Origin of the sequence: Pseudoalteromonas tunicata (assembly GCF_002310815.1) — a bacterium.
Classification (GTDB): Bacteria; Pseudomonadota; Gammaproteobacteria; order Enterobacterales; family Alteromonadaceae; genus Pseudoalteromonas; species Pseudoalteromonas tunicata.
The window spans coordinates 2,357,839-2,374,112 of the sequence record NZ_CP011032.1 but is presented as its reverse complement, the minus strand read 5'-3'; the positions used below and the strand labels follow the sequence as shown (position 1 = coordinate 2,374,112).

The 16,274-nt window shown below is 39.4% G+C and carries 20 protein-coding genes; 5 read left to right on the top strand and 15 right to left on the bottom strand.

What is annotated here, in order from left to right:
- Nucleotides 1-68: 68 nt before the first annotated feature.
- The 11 genes from ttcA to ccoN all read right to left on the bottom strand — a co-directional run bounded on the left by ttcA (nucleotide 69) and on the right by ccoN (nucleotide 9,890).
- On the bottom strand, nucleotides 69-983 hold the full coding sequence (gene ttcA / locus PTUN_RS10765; RefSeq protein ID WP_009840312.1) for a tRNA 2-thiocytidine(32) synthetase TtcA: 915 nt from the start codon (nucleotides 981-983) through the stop codon (nucleotides 69-71).
- A gap of 78 nt (nucleotides 984-1,061) precedes the next feature.
- Nucleotides 1,062-1,988: a universal stress protein UspE gene (uspE, locus tag PTUN_RS10760; protein WP_009840311.1), complete on the bottom strand. Its 927-nt coding sequence runs from the start codon at nucleotides 1,986-1,988 to the stop codon at nucleotides 1,062-1,064.
- A gap of 89 nt (nucleotides 1,989-2,077) precedes the next feature.
- Nucleotides 2,078-2,812, bottom strand: a complete 735-nt coding sequence (locus PTUN_RS10755) for an FNR family transcription factor (RefSeq protein WP_009840310.1) — start codon at nucleotides 2,810-2,812, stop codon at nucleotides 2,078-2,080.
- A gap of 35 nt (nucleotides 2,813-2,847) precedes the next feature.
- Nucleotides 2,848-3,522: a sulfite exporter TauE/SafE family protein gene (locus PTUN_RS10750; protein ID WP_009840309.1), complete on the bottom strand. Its 675-nt coding sequence runs from the start codon at nucleotides 3,520-3,522 to the stop codon at nucleotides 2,848-2,850.
- Nucleotides 3,515-3,682, bottom strand: coding sequence for a cbb3-type cytochrome oxidase assembly protein CcoS (gene ccoS, locus PTUN_RS10745; protein ID WP_009840308.1), 168 nt, complete (start codon nucleotides 3,680-3,682; stop codon nucleotides 3,515-3,517). The genes PTUN_RS10750 and ccoS overlap by 8 nt, the downstream gene beginning before the upstream one ends.
- Nucleotides 3,679-6,084, bottom strand: coding sequence for a heavy metal translocating P-type ATPase (locus tag PTUN_RS10740; protein ID WP_009840307.1), 2,406 nt, complete (start codon nucleotides 6,082-6,084; stop codon nucleotides 3,679-3,681). Before PTUN_RS10740 ends, ccoS begins: the two co-directional genes overlap by 4 nt.
- Before the next feature lie 3 nt (nucleotides 6,085-6,087).
- Entirely contained in the window at nucleotides 6,088-6,579 is a 492-nt protein-coding gene (locus tag PTUN_RS10735) for a FixH family protein (protein ID WP_009840306.1), read from the bottom strand.
- A 93-nt stretch (nucleotides 6,580-6,672) separates the two neighbouring features.
- On the bottom strand, nucleotides 6,673-7,638 hold the full coding sequence (gene ccoP, locus PTUN_RS10730; protein WP_009840305.1) for a cytochrome-c oxidase, cbb3-type subunit III: 966 nt from the start codon (nucleotides 7,636-7,638) through the stop codon (nucleotides 6,673-6,675).
- On the bottom strand, nucleotides 7,635-7,820 hold the full coding sequence (locus PTUN_RS10725; RefSeq protein WP_009840304.1) for a cbb3-type cytochrome oxidase subunit 3: 186 nt from the start codon (nucleotides 7,818-7,820) through the stop codon (nucleotides 7,635-7,637). Before PTUN_RS10725 ends, ccoP begins: the two co-directional genes overlap by 4 nt.
- A gap of 5 nt (nucleotides 7,821-7,825) precedes the next feature.
- A complete protein-coding gene (gene ccoO, locus PTUN_RS10720) occupies nucleotides 7,826-8,446 on the bottom strand; it encodes a cytochrome-c oxidase, cbb3-type subunit II (RefSeq protein WP_009840303.1) in 621 nt (206 codons plus the stop codon).
- Between the two features lie 10 nt (nucleotides 8,447-8,456).
- Nucleotides 8,457-9,890, bottom strand: a complete 1,434-nt coding sequence (ccoN, locus tag PTUN_RS10715; protein WP_009840302.1) for a cytochrome-c oxidase, cbb3-type subunit I — start codon at nucleotides 9,888-9,890, stop codon at nucleotides 8,457-8,459.
- A 318-nt stretch (nucleotides 9,891-10,208) separates the two neighbouring features.
- Here ccoN and PTUN_RS10710 point away from each other — a divergent pair, with 318 nt between their 5' ends.
- The 5 genes from PTUN_RS10710 (at nucleotide 10,209) to PTUN_RS10690 (ending at nucleotide 14,089) form a co-directional block, all read left to right on the top strand.
- Nucleotides 10,209-10,646, top strand: a complete 438-nt coding sequence (locus tag PTUN_RS10710; protein WP_009840301.1) for a hypothetical protein — start codon at nucleotides 10,209-10,211, stop codon at nucleotides 10,644-10,646.
- A gap of 155 nt (nucleotides 10,647-10,801) precedes the next feature.
- Complete coding sequence (locus PTUN_RS10705; RefSeq protein WP_009840300.1) at nucleotides 10,802-11,926, top strand: DUF3083 family protein; 1,125 nt, start codon at nucleotides 10,802-10,804, stop codon at nucleotides 11,924-11,926.
- Nucleotides 11,927-12,139: 213 nt separating this feature from the next.
- Complete coding sequence (gene ppnP, locus PTUN_RS10700; RefSeq protein ID WP_009840299.1) at nucleotides 12,140-12,454, top strand: pyrimidine/purine nucleoside phosphorylase; 315 nt, start codon at nucleotides 12,140-12,142, stop codon at nucleotides 12,452-12,454.
- 163 nt (nucleotides 12,455-12,617) lie between these two features.
- A complete protein-coding gene (locus PTUN_RS10695) occupies nucleotides 12,618-13,151 on the top strand; it encodes a DsrE family protein (protein ID WP_119081487.1) in 534 nt (177 codons plus the stop codon).
- A 17-nt stretch (nucleotides 13,152-13,168) separates the two neighbouring features.
- Nucleotides 13,169-14,089: a L,D-transpeptidase family protein gene (locus PTUN_RS10690; protein ID WP_009840297.1), complete on the top strand. Its 921-nt coding sequence runs from the start codon at nucleotides 13,169-13,171 to the stop codon at nucleotides 14,087-14,089.
- Between the two features lie 71 nt (nucleotides 14,090-14,160).
- Here PTUN_RS10690 and PTUN_RS10685 read toward each other — a convergent pair whose 3' ends face one another.
- The 4 genes from PTUN_RS10685 to PTUN_RS10670 form a co-directional block, all read right to left on the bottom strand.
- A complete protein-coding gene (locus tag PTUN_RS10685) occupies nucleotides 14,161-14,448 on the bottom strand; it encodes an Lpp/OprI family alanine-zipper lipoprotein (protein ID WP_040644175.1) in 288 nt (95 codons plus the stop codon).
- 263 nt (nucleotides 14,449-14,711) lie between these two features.
- On the bottom strand, nucleotides 14,712-15,068 hold the full coding sequence (locus tag PTUN_RS10680; RefSeq protein WP_009840295.1) for a HopJ type III effector protein: 357 nt from the start codon (nucleotides 15,066-15,068) through the stop codon (nucleotides 14,712-14,714).
- Nucleotides 15,069-15,086: 18 nt separating this feature from the next.
- A complete protein-coding gene (locus PTUN_RS10675; protein ID WP_009840294.1) occupies nucleotides 15,087-15,806 on the bottom strand; it encodes a YebC/PmpR family DNA-binding transcriptional regulator in 720 nt (239 codons plus the stop codon).
- A gap of 100 nt (nucleotides 15,807-15,906) precedes the next feature.
- Complete coding sequence (locus PTUN_RS10670) at nucleotides 15,907-16,203, bottom strand: YkgJ family cysteine cluster protein (RefSeq protein ID WP_198138452.1); 297 nt, start codon at nucleotides 16,201-16,203, stop codon at nucleotides 15,907-15,909.
- Between the last annotated feature and the right edge of the window lie 71 nt (nucleotides 16,204-16,274).

The window sequence follows — 16,274 nt, the reverse complement described above, 5'->3', positions numbered from 1 at the left end:
ATCGCTTATCGCTTATCGCTTATCGCTTATCGCTTATCGCTTATCGCTTATCGCTTATCGCTTATCGCTTAGTTTAACTCAACCACCATCACATCGTTATCTTCAGAATCTTGAATTAATCCAACCGGAATAGCGGGTACTTCTACTTTATCTAGTGCAATATCACCCTCGCCAATAGCCACATCTGATTTTTGTAAATTTTTAAAATCAAACAGGTTGTTATCCGCAAGGTGTGACGGCGTCACATTTTGCATGGCAGTAAAAATTGTTTCAATGCGCCCTGGGTTGGTTTTATCCCATTCTTGCAGCATCATTTTAATGTTTTTACGCTGTAGGTTTTCTTGTGAACCACATAAGTTACATGGAATGATCGGGAATTCTTTATGCTCAGCATATTCTTCAATGTCCGCTTCTTTACAATATGCTAAAGGGCGAATGACCATGTGCTGGCCATCATCGCTGGCCAATTTTGCAGGCATTCCCTTGAGCTTGCCACCGTAAAACATGTTTAAAAACAATGTTTCAATCATGTCATCTCGGTGATGACCAAGCGCAATTTTTGTCGCGCCAAGCTCTTTTGCTGTACGGTATAAAATGCCGCGACGCAAACGTGAACATAACGAACAGGTTGTTTTACCTTCAGGAATTATATCGGTAACAATTTTATAGGTGTCTTCTTCAACAATTTTATATTCCACACCTAAAGACTCAAAGTACTGAGGTAGAACATGTTCAGGAAATCCTGGTTGCTTTTGATCAAGATTTACCGCAATCAGTTCAAATTTAATAGGCGCTGCACGCTGTAAGCTTTGAAGTATGTCAAACATTGTATAGCTATCTTTGCCGCCAGACATGCAAACCATAATACGATCACCATCTTCAATCATATTAAAATCGGCAATTGCCTGCCCAGTTAGGCGACGCAAACGCTTTTGCAACTTGTTAAAGTTATATTTCGTTTTAGCTGTAAGTGAATGTGACATTAAAGCCCCTAGATTCGATGCGACAAATAAAGGGGCGTATTATAGGGGGATTTGCGCCAGTTAAAAAGCAATTACCGCTCATTTATCCAGAGGACTTTTATATCCTTCAGGTTTGAGTGCTAATACATCACAATTTAAGCCATCAATAACATGTTCTGCGGTATTTCCCATTAAGGCTGCACTTAAACCTGTGCGTCCTACCGTACCAATAACCACTAATTCGACATCAAGCTCATTGGCTACAACAGGAATAACGTCTTCTGGTAGGCCTTCTTTAACATGGCAATGCGTTGGTGCTACTGAAAATTGTTCAGCAAGTTCTGCTGTACATTTTAAATGGTGATTTTTAACTGAAGTATTAAACTCTGCAACGTTAAACTCAGGAATTTCGATAGCAATATTAATTGGTGTACCGGCATAAGAATTAACCAGATGAACATCGGCTTGTACCAGTTGGGCAATAAATTGTGCATCTTTGATAATTTTATGATTTAACCCTTGATGCTCTTTATCTTCGCATGAAGAATGGACCGCTGCTAAAATAGACCCTTGTTTTTGCCAATCGTGCTCTTTGACTAATAACACTGGGCAAGGGCATTTTCGAATGAGGTGCCAATCTGTTGGGGTGAACAGCACCGATTTTAATGTGTCGTGTTGGTGAGTGCCTTTTATTACCATATCGTAACCATCGCTGAGCACAGTTTGGATCACAGCTTCAAAAGGACGATTATGCCACACTACTTTTAAGTCAATATTGAGGTCATTAAGGTAGGGGCCTATTAAGCTTTTAATCCAATCTTCACGTGATTTTATTACGGCACTGCGCATTAAATCTCGCTCTTCTAGCGATAACATGGTGGTCATTTCGTATGAAAAATCATACACAGATAAAAAAGCCGTAATGGATGCGCCTGATTTACGCGCTAATTCAAAGGAGCGTAACAAGCCTTTTTGTTGTTCTTTACTCGGGTCGAGAACAGCGAGTATCTTTTTGATTGCATTCATAACTAAAACCTTACACTTAAGATGTTATTCTTAAGTGTAAGCTAAGTTCAGGTAAATGGCAGGATTAACTCGGTTAAGTTTGTGTTAGATCAAGGTTTGATTGCAGCTAAATTATCAAGCTCTGCACTGTCTAAAATGGTAATTAATTTACCCTCAACTTTTATTACGCTTAGCTTTTGAAAACGACTAAGCAAACGGCTAATTGTTTCAACGGTTAAACCAAGATAGTTGCCAATTTCACCACGAGTCATGGTTAAACGAAATTCTTTTTTAGAAAATCCACGCTCACCAAAACGACGAGCTAAATTAGCTAAAAAAGCAGCCAAACGTTCTTCAGCTGTTTTTTTGTTTAATAATAAAAGCATTTCTTGATCGTAGTTGATTTCACTACTCATCATCCGCATAACTTGCTGACGAAGTTTAGGCAGCTTCCCCGATAAATCATCTAATGTTGTATACGGAATTTCGCAGACCATAGCGGTTTCCATCGCTTGTGCATAGCTTTGGTGTTGCATTTTGTGGATTGCATCAAACCCAACAATGTCACCAGCAAGGTGAAAGCCGGTTATTTGCTCTTCGCCTTGTTCTGACAGTGTATAAGATTTAAAAGAACCTGAACGGACTGCAAAAATAGATTTTAAAGGCGCCGATGCTTCAAATAAAAAATCACCTTTGTGAAGTGGTTTTTTACGCTCGATTATTTCGTCAAGTTTATCCATCTCATCATTATTTAATGTAAATGGGATACAGAGCTGGCTAATACTGCAGTTATTACAACTAATGGTACATTGAGATTTTGCAGCAAGTTTGTTTTTAAATTCCATTGATTATCCATACACAACTGGGAATAGTTAATAGCTTAATGCAGTGAATTACGTACCGCAATAGTTAAAAGGTATAAACCATAAAATACTAAAAAGTTGCCCATAACCAAGCGAACCACCTGATTATTAAGCCATTTCGTTATAGATTGCGTGGTTAGACCAAGCGCAAGCATTGCAGGGGCGGTGCCCAGTGCAAAACATGCCATAAAAGCCGCGCCTTTGGCTGCTGTGCCTGTTGTAATCGCCCATGTGAGTGCGGAATAAACCAAACCACATGGTAGCCAACCCCAAAGTGCGCCGTAACCTAGCGCTTTTAGTTTGGAATCAAGCGGCATAACATAGCGATTTAATTTCACTACAAACTGCCAAATTGCAATTTTACCAATTGATTCTAACCAATTTAAAGTTGCCATTACACGCATTACGTACAATCCAACCAAAATCATAAAGAATGCACTGATAAACGCAAGTATTTGCGATATAAGGATTGATTGGCTTGCGAATGTGGCACTAATACCTGCAACGAGCGCGCCGGCTAAGCTATAGCTCAATAGACGCCCAAGATTGTAAAGCAGGGTATAGCTGCGCGCATCTTGCTTATTTTTAACCGCTAACTGCAAGGATGATGCAACACCGCCGCACATTGCAACACAATGTCCACTGCCAGCTAAGCCCATAAAAAAAGCACTCAGTAGTAAGGGATCAATCATTACTGTTTTTATGCTGCTCTTTATCGTCTTCAAATAAAATACTGTGAGCTTGTTTATCTAAATTTGAAAACTGCTCACTGCGCACGGCCCAAAAAAATATCCCAAGCGCAATAATCACTAATAAAATAGCAATTGGGATCAATACAAAGATAATACTCATATCTTTAATAACCTTAGTGAATTTGTGATCACAATAATTGAACTGGCCGACATACCAATCACGGCAATCCAAGGTGGTATTAAACCCATTGCCGCTAAGGGTAGGATAGACCCATTATAAAGCAATGACAGTGTTAAATTCTGTTTAATAATCCGGCGTGTTTTGATGCTAATTTGATGTAAATGTTTAACCGCATTTAGGTCGCTATTAAGTAAAACCACATCAGCGGTATTTTTGGAGATATCAGCGCCGGTTGCCATCGCAATCGACAAATGCGCAGTATTAAATACTGGGCTGTCATTAACACCATCGCCAATCATGGCGACAATTTTGCCTTGTTGGATTAACTGTGCGACATGCTGCTGTTTGTCACGTGGGCTGCAGCCTATTTCAACATGATTTATTGCCAGTTGTGTCGCTAATTCAAGCCCTGCTGGAGATGGGTCGCCTGTTAGGAGGTGGCAGCTTATTTGCTTAGAGTCTAAATAGTGCACTAATTCTTTGGCATGATCGCGCGTTTTGTCGCTAAGTTCAAATGCAGCAACGGCTTGATTGTCGATATAAAGCACAGCCTGACAGGTCTCTCTTACTTCAGCAAACCAATTATTTTTGCCTATCGCTACAGATTGACCTTGATAAATAGCACTGATCCCTAGTGCCGTATGAACTTCAACGCCGCTGAGCAATGTTTGACTGATCTCAATGGTATTTATTTGATCTGTTTGACAAAAAGCCTTAGCAATAGGGTGCTCTGAATGATGTTCAAGCGCCCGCGCTAATGCCATTAAATGGGCTTGCTGTGAAAGATCATGCTGCGCATCACCATAAAATACACTGCGTTTTATGGTAAATCGTCCCTCGGTTAAAGTACCTGTCTTATCAAAAGCAACCGCATCAATTTTTGTTAAGGTCTCAAGTACATGAGACTTTTTGATCAGCACCCCTTTTTGGGTTAAGTTTGCCACAGAGCAGGTCAGCGCAGTTGGAATTGCTAAGCTAAGCGCACATGGGCAAGTTGCAACAAGCACAGCAATGGTGATCCAAAAAGCATGGCTTGGGTCAATGGTATACCAAACAGCCGCAGTGATAGAGGCAAAAACTAATAGCGTAGCCACAAACCATTGGGCTACTTTATCGGTGACTTCGGCGATTTTAGGTCGACTTGCTAACGCTTGGTGTTGCAATTTTACAATTTGATTGAGTAAGGTATTGCCACCAATTTGATTGATTTTAACCGTAATCACACCATCATGATTAATTGTACCGGCAAAAACTTGATCATTAACGGATTTAGCGACCGCTTGATGTTCACCTGTCATCATTGATTCATCTACTGATGTTTTGCCTGTCACTACTAGGCCATCGGCTGGAATGGTTTCACCCGGTTTGATAAAAATGATGTCGCCTAATTGTAATTTTTTAGCTGCAATGATTTTTTCTTCACCCGTTTCTGAGGCAAGACGTGCAGTTAACGGCAGTAATTTTTGTAAATTAGCCGTAAATTCAGTTGCTTTAAGGCGCGCCCTAAATTCGAGATATTTACCCAATAACAGTAAGAAGGTAAACATACAAATCGATTCAAAATAAACTTCACCAGTTTCAAAAAAGGTGGCCCAGCTACTTGCCGCATAAGCACCAAAAATAGCGAGTGAAACAGGTAAATCCATATTAAGTTGCCGGGCTTGTAAACCTCGCACCGCATTGGTCAGAAATGGCATCGCGGAGTAAAGAATAACCGGTGTTGCAAGGGTAAAGCTTATCCAGCGAAAATACTGTTCAAAGTCTTCATCCATACCGGAAAACATACCAAAATACATGGCAAAGGCAAACATCATCACTTGCATGGTCATTAACCCTGCAACACCTAACCGACGAATGTATGACTTAGCGACTTGTTTTTTCTGTAATTCTTCTTCATCAGCTTGAAACGGGTAGGCTTGATAGCCAATTTTTGCTAATGCTTCAATTATTCGGCTTAATTTTAAACTAGGTCTATGCCAATAAATCAGTGCTCGATGGGTTGAGGTATTTACATCAACACGCAGCACTCCTTGCAAGCCTAGTAATTGTTTTTCTATTAACCAAGCACAAGCCGCGCAACTTATCCCTTCAATGCTCAAAAGTAATTCAGCATTGTCTTGATCGCCAGTAATAAAATCAGCTTGTATGTCTTCGTCATCATAACTTTTGAACATTGCAAGTTGTTCAGGTATGAGTTCTTTTACTTTACCCGCCGCTTCAGTTCGAAATTTATAATAGTCCGTCATCCCACCTTGAATAATTGCCTGTGCAACTGCTTGGCAGCCAAGACAACAGACAGCGTGCTGTTGGTTATTAAATTCGACACTTTGTTTGAAACCGAGGGGAATAGGCTCAAGACAGTGAAAACACACATCACTCATAGTTTATTTATATTCCGGAGTAATTTTAAAAGGGCCTGTAGCAGGCAGAACAATATTTTCTTTGAGTTTCCAGCTTTGATCCATTGGCTCAATGAAAATGGTATAACGTTCTTGATTAATATGATCAGAAAAACCACTAAAATGACCATTGGCATTTTTTGCCAAAATCATATCAAAATCATTTTCTTTAAGTGTTGGGTGGTAAAAGGCTAATTTAAGAGCTGTCACTTTACTGGCATCACCTTTGGTAAATGCAAAGGTTACTTTATCAGCATCAATCATTAAATCGCCGTGCAAATATAACGCTTTGGCTTTTTGAAATTTGCTTAATTCAAGGTTGATTGCCTTACCTTGTTTGTAGTAATCATCTACAACCATGTCAGGGCCTTTTTGCACAGAATAGACAATAAAAAATATACAGGTAACAACCGTAATCATTGGAATCGAAAGAATGAACCACGGCCAAAATTGTTTATACCAAGGAAGAGTTTGCATAATAGATTCGATCTGAAATTAAGTGTGCTTATTTTACAGGAATGTAGATTAAAAACCTAAGAAAAAGCCCCCAGGGAGGGGGCTTTTTGACAATTACTTGTCTAAAGACAAACTATAAACATAAGCGGAGATAATATGTATTTTATCTTCACCTAGAATATCTTTCCATGCAGGCATTACACCAGCACGGCCATTGTTTAAGGTTTCTTCAACAGCACGTTGAGAACCACCATATAACCAAATGTTGTCTGTTAAGTTTGGTGCACCAAATGGTAGGTTATGAGCAATAGAGCCTTTACCATCCATTCCGTGACATGCCGCACACATAGCAAATTTAGCTTGGCCTGCATCAGCGTCTTTTTGGTTTACTTTACGTCCTGATAAGCTCAGAACAAAAGCAGTGACTTCTTTTACGCCTTGCTCACCAAGAGCCGGACCCCAAGCTGGCATAGCAGCTACACGACCATATAACAGAGTTTCTTTGATTTTATCTGGCGTACCGCCATATAACCAATCTTTGTCTGTTAAGTTCGGGAAGCCATGCGCACCACGTGCATCTGAACCATGACACTGTGAACAGTTTTGCGCAAATAAACGCTGACCAATTTCAAGTGCTTGCTCATCTTGCGCTAAGTCAATGATGTCACGCTTAGCAAATGATTCAAATAGTGGACCAAAACGGTCTTCAGCTTTTTGAATTTCTGTATCAAGTTGTACAGTTTCACCTGCAGCTTTTGCATCTAACGAAGCTTGTTTTGATTCAGCCAAAGATTTAACGCCTTGGTTAGAACTTGTCCACTTCGCTAAACCTTCCCAGTTACCTAAACCTGGGTATGCTGCTAGGTAATAAACAGCCCAAATAAACGTAGCGAAGAACATATATGTCCACCACTTCGGTAACGGGTTGTTGATTTCTTCGATGCCGTCGAATTCATGACCACATGACTCGCCTTCTTTTACGCCTGCATAGTTTTTTAAGTTCCAAACTAGTAAGCCAAAACAGATTGCAAGACATGCTAAGGTTAATACGACGACCCACACACTCCAAAAGCTAGTCATTTCTCAGACTCCTTTTCCTGATCACCAACTGTGTTGTGATGCAATTTTTCATCATCAAAAATAGCATTTGCGGCGTCATCAAAACGACGTTTGCTACGTTTGCTGTATGCCCACCACACAATCACAATAAAAAGTACCAATAAAACCAGAGTGAAAATGCCTCTGAACGTTCCGTAATCCATAATAATTACTTCAAGTGAGTGCCAAGTTGCTGAAGGTAAGCAATTAAGGCTTGCATTTCGGTTTTGCCTTTAACTGCCGCTTCTGCACCGGCGATATCCTCATCCGTATATGGCACGCCAAAGCCTTTAAAAACAGAAAGTTTTTTAGCTGTTAGCTCACCATCCAGTACATTTTTATCTAACCAAGGAAAAGCTGGCATGTTCGACTCAGGAACCACAGCGCGTGGGTCCATAAGGTGAGCATGGTGCCAGTCATCCGAATAACGATTACCCACCCGTGCTAAGTCAGGACCAGTACGTTTAGAACCCCATTGGAATGGGTGATCCCATACTGACTCACCAGCAACTGAATAGTGACCATAACGTTCCACTTCATCACGAAATGGGCGGATCATTTGTGAGTGACAGTTGTAACAACCTTCACGTACATAAATGTCACGACCTTCCATTTCAAGCGCTGTTAATGGACGTAAGCCATCAACAGGTTTAGTGGTATCGTCTTGGAACATCAGTGGTGTAATTTCTACTAACGCGCCGAAACTGATAGCAAAGACAACTAAGATAGCCATCAAGCCAACGTTTTTCTCGACGATTTCATGTTTGTTTTGTGAATTATTTTCGCTCATTCCTGACCCCTTATGCTGGTTGAACTTCAGCTTCAGCTTGAAGTGAACCTTTTTTGGCTGTAACTGTGCGATACGTGTTGTAAAGCATAATTAACATACCGGTAACGATGAATACGCCACCCACAAAACGCATGAAGTAGAAAGGTTTAGACGCTTCTAACGACTGTACAAAGCTGTACATTAATGTACCGTCAGAATTCACTGCACGCCACATTAGACCTTGCATTACACCTGAAATCCACATTGCAACTATGTATAAAACAACGCCCACAGTGTGTAACCAGAAATGTGTATTAACTAACTTAACACTGTACATGCGTGATTGTGCAAACAAGTTTGGAATTAAGTGATAAACAGCACCAATTGATACCATTGCAACCCAACCTAACGCACCTGAGTGAACGTGACCAACAGTCCAGTCAGTATAATGTGACAATGCATTTACAGATTTTATTGCCATCATTGGGCCTTCAAACGTAGACATACCGTAGAAAGATAATGAAACAACTAAGAATCGAAGCACAGGGTCATTACGAAGTTTATGCCATGCACCTGATAACGTCATGATACCGTTGATCATACCGCCCCAAGAAGGCACAAATAAGATTACCGACATAACCATACCTAAAGACTGAGTCCAGTCAGGTAAAGCTGTGTAATGTAAATGGTGAGGACCTGCCCAAATATATAAAGAAATCAATGCCCAGAAGTGAACAACAGATAAGCGGTATGAATAAACCGGACGACCCGCTTGCTTTGGTACGAAGTAATACATCATACCTAAGAAACCTGCTGTAAGTAAGAAACCTACTGCATTGTGACCGTACCACCACTGAACCATCGCATCAACGGCACCTGCATAAATCGAATAAGATTTAGTTAAAGACACAGGTACTGCCATGCTGTTTACAATGTGAAGCACTGCAACAGTAATGATGAAACCACCATAGAACCAGTTAGCCACATAAATATGTGACACCTTACGTTTGATTAGCGTGCCGAAGAAAACCACAGCATACGATACCCAAACTACAGTAATTAATAAATCAATAGGCCATTCTAGTTCTGCATATTCTTTACCACTGGTATAACCAAGTGGCAGAGTAACTGCGGCTAAAACGATTACCAGCTGCCAACCCCAAAAGGTGAAAGCGGCTAATTTGTCAGAGAAAAGACGCGTTTGACATGTACGCTGAACCACATAATAAGATGTGGCAAATAGTGCGCTAGTACCAAATGCGAATATAACAGCGTTCGTATGTAACGGACGCAGTCGAGAGTAGGTTAACCATGGAGTATCAAAGTTCAAAGCTGGCCAGACTAACTGGGCAGCAATCAGAACCCCAACACTCATACCAACGATACCCCAAATCACAGTCATAATTGTGAATTGGCGAACAACTTTATAGTTGTACTCAGTTTGTGATGCTACTGTTTGGCTCATTTTCCGGCTTCCGCTGCAATATATATTGCATTAAGAAATGAATTTCCCATTCGATAAAGAACGGGGCCTGCTTATTTTCAACAAGTTTATTACCTAAAAAGTTCAAAATCCTTTGAACATTCCAGAAAAGAAACTCGAGAAACCCTTATTTTTGCGCGGAAATAATAAAATTTTTAGTCAAAAAAAGATAGCGCAATTGGCTAAAATTATGACTTCAATCAAATTATTCCCGATATGTCGCTTTATTTTTCATCAATGTTAGTCGTTTTAAATATCTCGCTTTATAATCTTGACGTTTTTTAGCGAGGAGTTTTTGATTTGCGTTCATTTTTTGCTTGTTTTTTAATCGTTGCTGGGTGTGTTGCATGTACACCCGAAGTTAACCAACCGCTTGATAAGGTCAGCTGTCAAATTAATAAACCTTGTAACTATAGTGATGGAATTTCTATCTCGCTAGGTTCAGAGAGTGTTGAGCCTGAAACCCCGTTCACAATCATATTAAAAGCACCTAAAAATCAAATTGTTCATCAGGCTAAGCTTGAAGGTGTTGATATGTATATGGGAACAATCCCCGTGTTTTTTACCGAACAGTCAACTGGGGTATGGCAAGCGCAGGTGATGGTGGGGGCATGTTCATTGTCATTGATGCAATGGCGTTTGATGGTTCAATTAGCGCCGACAGCAGCGGGTGAACAAAACAGTGTTGCAGGCAACAGAGAGATTTTTTATTCAATTTATGTTTCACGCCATTCTTGATGTTGTAAAAAGTAGCAATCATCAACGTAACCTAGCCATTTAGGCTAATTTATTCAATGAATTAGAGTGCTTGCACTGTCATTAAACTAACATGTTTCTGTCATATAACAGTGATGTTGTGAGATTACCTTTGGCGCAATTAAAAGGAGTCACCGATGTTACATTATCAAAAGCGCCATTCTTTAGTCGCAAAACGCAGTAATGCTCAAAAAGTGTATGTGCCAGCTAATGCTCGAGAAAACCAATACTTACTATTATCTTTTCGACCAAGCTATGAATTAGTTAGCCAGTTGACCCAACAGCTTACTGATGATTATGGTTTGTTTTATCAAATATTAAGTCAGCAGTTTTTTGAATTATGCGAAGCGCATGGATTGCACAATACACATGTTATTGCCAATCAAAAATTGGCTCGAGTTCGTTTTAACGAAGAACAACAGATTATAGAAACAGCGGAACAACTGTTATTTTTTTATAATCCAGGCTATCACACCGGTCACCATAGCTTTGTTGAAAAAAGTCAGTTAGCTGAAAAAATAGACTTTTTAATTTTGTCGACCGGCGAAAATGTACGAGAAAACGCGCATTATTTTCATCAGCAAACCATTGAACTTTTAAATGATTTAGCAAAGCGATTTGCTATTCCTCTGTCTGAATTTAAAATCAAAGATCATCAACATATTACTTATGACATCTATGCACCAGAGCGCGGAGATCGTCAAACTAAAACCCATGGCTTAAGAGATTTATCATTTCGTTATCAACAACAGTCACTTGAGTTACCGATTGATTTTAATAGGCAAACTTATGCAATTGCCAATTTACCTATGACATTAAAGTTAAGTAAAACTGTGGAATATGAAACAAATTCAGAGCCTTGTTATGGTCGGTTGTATCAACGAATTGCTGATGAGTTTGACGCGATAGCGAAAAAGTACGAGCTATCAAAAGTTGCTTTTTTAGCCAATGGCAAAGCACCTATAGTTCGTTTAGCCAATGACAATAATGTTTTATTGGGTAAAGAGCTCAATTACTTGTATTTTGACCTACAAAAAGAGTCCTCTTCAATGCTTGGTGCATGGCAAAATGACGAGCTAACCGACACCTTATATTTGGTTTTTTGTGCTGATGAAGTTGCTTTATATCGCAATAGCTATGCAAAATTTGTTAATCAACTGACATTAGCTGTTAAAGAGCTTTGTTTAACGTTAGGGTATGAGCCGCAAAAAGATGTGGTGATGCTGCGATTTTTTCAACATCTTTCATACCAGCTCACTTAAATTATGTTACCTCAGCGCTTGGTAATAGATTGAACAACGCATTAAATTTGCCCATAGCACGTTAATCCAACGCTGCGAGTGTTGTAAAAAGCTGCTTGAGACAGATTTATTATCCAGTATTGAGGTTGCTTAGTAAGACTTAAGTCGTAATAACCAGACAGCTCAAGAGCGTGATAGACTCATTTTTTTAACATTGAGAATGAGGAAAAGTCGATGGAACAATTTGATAATGTCGCTGTGGTTAAAAAAGCAAACAGTTACTTTGATGGTAAAGTGACCAGTAGAACCGTGATATTTAAAGATGGTAGCAAAAAAACTTTAGGTATTATGCAACCTGGCGATTATGAATTTGGTACCGAGCTTGCGGAGGTAATGGAAATACTCGCAGGAGAGCTTGAGGTGTTATTACCAGAGCAACCTGAATGGCAAACTATCCGTGCAGGTGATGTGTTTGAAATTCCAGCTAAAAAGAGTTTTCAATTAAAGGTTTATAGTCTTACAGATTACTGCTGTTCATACTTCGAATAACCAAGTTATTACATTGAGAAAAGCAGTATTGCTTTTTTCAATGTACCTTGCACCGACAATTAAAATCATCTTTCTTAACGTTAAATTAAATTCATTAGCTTTAATCTAAAAACTTGATTAAGCTCAATTTATTGATGTTATAAATATGGAGTTTGTTGGTGTTATGAAATGTATCTATCTAAGTGTGTTATTTCTTTTTGCTCAAGCTGTGCACGCTGCACCGGCCAAAATGAGCTCCGGCCCTGTTATCCAAGCTTTTGGTAAGCATTACAGCGTTCAATCTGATTTAGTTTTACCTGCTGATTTAAAACTAAAAGTAGTCTTTGATGTGAGTGAGCAAACCGCATCAAAAAAAGAAAATCGTGGTTTTAATAATTTAGCACGATTTTTAAATATGCATGTTGCAAATGGTGTCAAGGCTGAGAATATTGAGCTTGCATTAGTGGTCCATGGTAAAGCAGGATATGACTTATTAAGTGATGCTGCATTTCGACAAGAAAATCAGCGTGATAATCCAAACTCTTTATTATTAGCTGAATTGATAAAAAATAATGTCAAAATTTATTTATGTGGTCAGTCTGCTGCCTTTTTAGGGATCCAAAAAGCCGATCTTTATCCTGGTGTGCAAATGGCGCTATCAGCAATGACTGCTCATGCAATTTTGGCGCAGCAAGGCTATTCAGTTAATCCATTTTAGTGGCTTATTAAGTGCGAGTGAGCATCAATAGCTGTGCCCAAGCCTCGGTGTTTGCCACAGCTTTGTTTTGCTCGTTACTTGATGCCAAGTCCTACCAGCTGCCTCAAACAAAACAATTAATAGGTCTGCCCAGCACTCATATTGTGCAGCAGGGTGAATATTTTCTTTCTATATCTGAAATTCATAATGTGGGCTTTTTGCCATTAATTGCTGCAAATCCAAATGTTGACCCACTTTTGCCACAGTTAGAAACACAGATAACGTTGCCGACACAAATGATTTTGCCCAGTACAGCTCAAGTTGGGATAGTTGTTAATTTGCCTGAGTTGCGTTTGTATTATTTTGAGCCTGAAAAATCCCAGGTACATGTTTATCCAATAGGCATAGGGCAAAAAGGTCATCGTACGCCAGTTACTCGAAGCTTTATTTCGCAAAAGAGAAAGTCGCCAGATTGGATAGTTCCTGAACCGTTGCGAAAGCGCTATTTAACTGAAAAAAATATCGTTTTGCCGCCAATAGTTCCAGCAGGACCAGATAATCCCCTTGGTAGTTACGCTATGCGCTTGGGCAAGAGTGAATATTTAATTCATGGCACCAATCAACGTTTTGGCATTGGCTTAAGTGTTAGTTCTGGCTGTATTAGAATGTTTGAATCAGACATTGAAGAGTTATTTAATCGAGTGGAGCTAAATACGCCGGTTCGAATTATTGATCAACCTGTTAAGCTACTTCTGACCGAACAAAATACAGTGTATCTCGAAGTGCACAGTCCACTTGAAGGCTCAAAACGGCAATTAGATATTGATGCCACGCTTAAAAAGTTACGCCATATTTTGGAGCCTGCAAAGATAGATGAATCACAACTCGAAGATATTTTTTCGCAGGCGTCTGGCTTACCCATTTTATTAAACACATCGTTCAAAAATATTGAGTTATAAAAAACTAGCACTAGGCTAGTTTTTATTAAGTAACAGTGTATTAGCTTACATGTTGTTAGCTCACTTAGTTGTTACTTTTTATATGATGAGACTAGATTATCTAATCGCATATTTGCTTTATTCGCGTTAGCTGAGGCGCTATCAACCGCTGATTTGAGCATTTTTATTTCAGTGTTATTGCTTTCGCTCATACTTTTTGATGCCGCTACATCACTAGACATAGCATCGACCTTCATGGTGAGCGAATCTACTTTACTACTAAGTGATTGTATTTGTTGCTCTAAATTTGTAGTGTTAGAACAACCAGCCAACATCAATATACTAACGATCGCAATACTTGGAGCTATTTTCTTTAACATTGGAACATCCTTGAGTGAAAATTATACAAACTCCAACAGTATTGCATGTTTTTGATATTGTGCTAGTTAACCGTATCTCTGGATAAGAAATTTAGCAACATATTGAATTAAAGGTAAATATTTAATTTATTTATCGCAAATTATAGATTTTCAAAGCTAACAAGACGGATTGGCGTGTCAATATTAAGTTTATTGCACTTCAATCCAACGTTATTAGCATTAAAAATAACTACCTCAGATAGATTTCTGCTTTAGTATCGAGGTTAGCTACGAAGCTTTAATGGCTGTGCTTCAAATATAATCCCAGACCATCCAAAGCGCATAAAGTTACGAATATTTTGGTGATCATCGCCATCAGGGTGCTGTAATACATCCTGATGATAATAATCGCCGAATAAATTAAGCGTTTGAACCGGTGTGAGCTGATGTAATAAAGCAAAGGCAAAAAGTTTACACGAACCGTTATTTTGTCCTGCAAGGTTGGTTAACTGACCATTACTAAATTGAGTTGGGGTAAAGGTATAATAATGCTCAATGGTTGCGATGCTTTGCGCAAAACTGACCTGACAAGGATCAGCAGATAAACCTTTAATCAGCTCATCTAAAAGTAAGTGCGGCATTTTATTCTTCCTGCTCGTTTATTCAGTAATAACAGCGTTATGATACACTTCTTGCACGTCGTCACAGTCTTCTAACATACTGATAAAACGCTCAAAAACTGCAACATCTTCACCACTAATCTCAGTGGTTGTTTGAGGCACAAATGCAATCTCTTCCACATCTAGCGTAATGTTATCTAAAGATTCCAGCACGGTTTTTGCTTTGTAAAATTCAGTATGCGGAGTAAAAACGGTGATTTTGCCATCTTCGTTTTCAACATCAAGAACATCCACATCATCCATCAGCAAGGCTTCAAGAATTGGGTCTTCATCATCGCCAGCGAATGAAAATATAGCTAAATGGTCAAAAAGGTGGGCAACTGAACCTTGAGCACCAATTTTTGAATTGGCTTTGGTAAAACACACTCGAACATCGGAGAAAGTACGATTATTATTATCGGTGAGGCAATCCACAATCATCATGCAACCGCCTGGGCCATAACCTTCATAGCGTGCTGTGCTGTATTCTTCACCCGCACCGCCTTTAGCTTTTTCAATTGCACGATCAATAACATGGGCTGGTACTTGGTCTTTTTTAGCACGTTCAATTAAGCGGCGTAATGAGAGATTACCATCGGGGTCAATACCACCATTTTTGGCGCAGACATAAATTTCTTTACCGTATTTTGAATATACTTTGGTTTTTGCTCCGGCGGTTTTCGCCATAGAGTCTTTTTTGTTTTGATACGCTCTGCCCATTTTCCGGCCTATGATTTAAATATTTTTAGTAGCCCTGATGGTACAGATAAATTCGTTGTATTTATAGTGTGTTATCTTGGCGTTGCATCATGAGGCGGTTTTATAAGCCATAGGCGTCACGTTCATCGATACATTCATCTGAGCTCATTTCGAACTCTCGGCAGATTAACGGCCTTAATTCATAAATGGTGCAGCGCATTGAGGTACGGTCAAGTGCAGCGCACCAACCATCATCTAATCGAAGCATAGTGCTGACGGAATCATCTTGGTGTTGAATAAAGTGGTCAGGTACACCGGTTTCGGTGATTAATAACACCTCTAATTGACAACAACATGCTTGGCAAGTTGCACAGGTAATAATAGGGGGCGTTTCTATCTCGATAACTGTGATGGGGATCAATAAAATAAGGCCTTATGTCTAAAAGCACCTCATTATACTCCTGAAGGTAGCTATCGACTATTCATTCC